Origin of the sequence: Collinsella sp. AF38-3AC, assembly GCF_003474365.1 — a bacterium.
Classification (GTDB): domain Bacteria; phylum Actinomycetota; class Coriobacteriia; order Coriobacteriales; family Coriobacteriaceae; genus Collinsella.
In genome coordinates, this window is record NZ_QROM01000036.1 from 1 (window position 1) to 2,168 (window position 2,168).

Consider the following 2,168-nt stretch of genomic DNA (forward strand, 5'->3'; position numbering starts at 1 on the left):
CACGTAGAGTTTCTCGGCGAGCTGTTCTTGGGAGAGCCCCATCGCCTCGCGCCTCGTCTTTGCTCACCGGCACGTCGAGCGTCTCACCGAGGGCGACGAGCATCTCCGCGTCGGGCACCGAGAGCCCGCGTTCCCATTTGGAAACCGTCTGCCTCACCACGTTCAGCTTGAGCGCGAGCTCCTCCTGCGATAGCCCTTTCGATTTCCTGAGGGCCTGGATGTTCTCGTTCAGCATGGCGGATCCTTTCTCTCGCCCGGTTCCTACGTTACCGCAATGCTGCCCGCAGATGGCCCGTTGCCGCAAGCAACGGGTCGTAATATCGGCGGGGACCGTTTGAGTTCACAGGTGATGCAAGCTCCTAATAATTTGACGTCCATTCAATCTACCTGCGGTTTGCAACCATAGGGTGCCTGCAGGTTGCGTAAAATGAAGCCTCAAGTTGGTGGTTCTTGCCATGTGGCTACCGTAGTGTGTAAGTCGCCGGCAGGAAAGCACCGAACGCTGGGATGCCGCGCCCGCGCAGTCGCCGTGAGCCAAGATCACGACGCCCGCGTGCCCGCTCCCAGCCAGCGAGAGGACCTACTATGAGCTTCCGTACCAATCTTCAGTATCTGCGCGCCGAGCGCCACATGACCCAGGAGCAGCTCGCCATGCTGCTTGGGGTGTCCCGCCAGTCCGTCACCAAGTGGGAGGCCGAGAGGTCCTACCCGGAGATGGATAAGCTCATCAAAATGTGCCAGATTTTCGAGTGCTCGCTCGATGACCTGGTGCAGGGGGACGTGTCGCGCCGCGCGGCCGTGAGCCAGAGCGCCGCGGATGGCGTGCAAAACGATGGGAACGCCGTCGTCCGCGTCGAGGCTCCGCACGGGCGGAACTCGTTGTCCGACATCGGATCCGCCTTTGTGCCCGCGATCCCCGTCGGTCCCAACACGGATGTATGCGGCTATGACGAGCACATGGTCGCATTTGCCCGCAAGGTCGCACTCGGTGTGGCGCTCATCATCCTGGGGGTCGCCGCCGCGGTCTTCACCGATGAGGTCCTGCGCTCAGACGGAATCGTCCTCATGGCGTTGTTCGCGCTCGTTGCCGCTGGCTTGGGATTCCTTATTCCATCCGGCATGGAGCACGCGGCTTTTGTGGAAGCCCATCCGTATGTTGCGGACTTTTACACCGCAGAGCAAAAGGCGGCAGAGCGTCGTCGTGCTTCGATCGCGATCGTTTCGGGTATCGCGATCATCCTTCTTGGCATCGCCGTATCGGCGCTGTTTGAGGTGGAGGCGAACGTCCAGGTATATGGCGACACGCTGATGATGGTCCTGGTCGCCGTCGGTGTTGGGGTGATTGTCCACTGGGGCATGCTGTGGGGCCGCATGGATGTCGCGGAGTACAACAAGGAGTGGCTCGAGACGGTCGAATTGAGTGCGGAGGAGCTGTCGCAGCTGGATCCCCAGAGCCGCGAGGCGTATCTGCGCGCGTGCAATCCCAAGTATCGCCGTACAGCGGCGCGCAAGAAGAGGGCTTGCGTCGTGATCATGCTCGCCTCCACCATCATCGCGCTCATCTGGCTGTTCGTCGGTGCTGCCATGGATGCGTCCGAGGGGATCGGCGGCCTGTTCTGGCTCCCGTGGGTCGTCGGTAGCTTGGGCTCCGCTATCGCCCTTATCGTTATCGACGATGACGATGAGAATGATGCGGCTGCATGCGGCGATAGGGAGTAGAGGCGTTCGAAGACATCCGTCTGAATGAAGCGGGCGGCCTCGGGTGTGCCGGGGCCGCCCGCATTTTGCTGGGCGGTGCTGTATTGCCGGCGTGGAGCGGGCCTCAAGCTAGTTCTTGCCGTCAATTTGAAGTCTTCGGCTGCGGGCACCTTCGAGCCCGCATCACGAGCGCAACGCTGGCGCCCAAAAACGCTGATTCTTGACGCGCGTGATGCGGACTTCGGCAGATGCTGCCTCTAGTTCAGCAGCCCCCACACGGCAAAGCCGAGTGCTCCGCCGATGGCGGCCGCGGCGATGAAAGTCAGCAAGTCGTACGCCAGTCGATGCTTCGTCGGCCACGCGCGGCGGGGGAGTACCCGCGGATCGCGCTCGATGTTCGCCTCGCCGTTCATGAAGGCGAGGATCTCGCGGTATGTCACCAGGTCGTTCTCGCGCTTGATGCGCTCGAG

The 2,168-nt window shown here is 62.0% G+C and carries 2 protein-coding genes and 1 pseudogene; 1 reads left to right on the forward strand and 2 read right to left on the reverse strand.

The genetic code is table 11. The features are described 5' to 3' along the window. Positions 1-235 (reverse strand): helix-turn-helix domain-containing protein (locus tag DW029_RS11045; protein ID WP_147351930.1); only part of this gene is annotated, 235 nt, incomplete at its 3' end. 350 nt (positions 236-585) lie between these two features. On the opposite strand from DW029_RS11045, the gene DW029_RS11785 reads away from it, so the two are divergent. Next, a complete protein-coding gene (locus DW029_RS11785) occupies positions 586-1,719 on the forward strand; it encodes a helix-turn-helix transcriptional regulator (RefSeq protein ID WP_233543882.1) in 1,134 nt (377 codons plus the stop codon). Positions 1,720-1,955: 236 nt separating this feature from the next. Here DW029_RS11785 and DW029_RS11055 read toward each other — a convergent pair. After that, positions 1,956-2,168: pseudogene (locus DW029_RS11055) on the reverse strand (XRE family transcriptional regulator); the annotation flags it as partial.

Excerpts from the sequence above, each read along its gene's own strand:
- DW029_RS11785 (WP_233543882.1), top strand. The coding sequence starts at position 586 with ATGAGCTTCCGTACCAATCTTCAGTATCTGCGCGCCGAGCGCCACATG.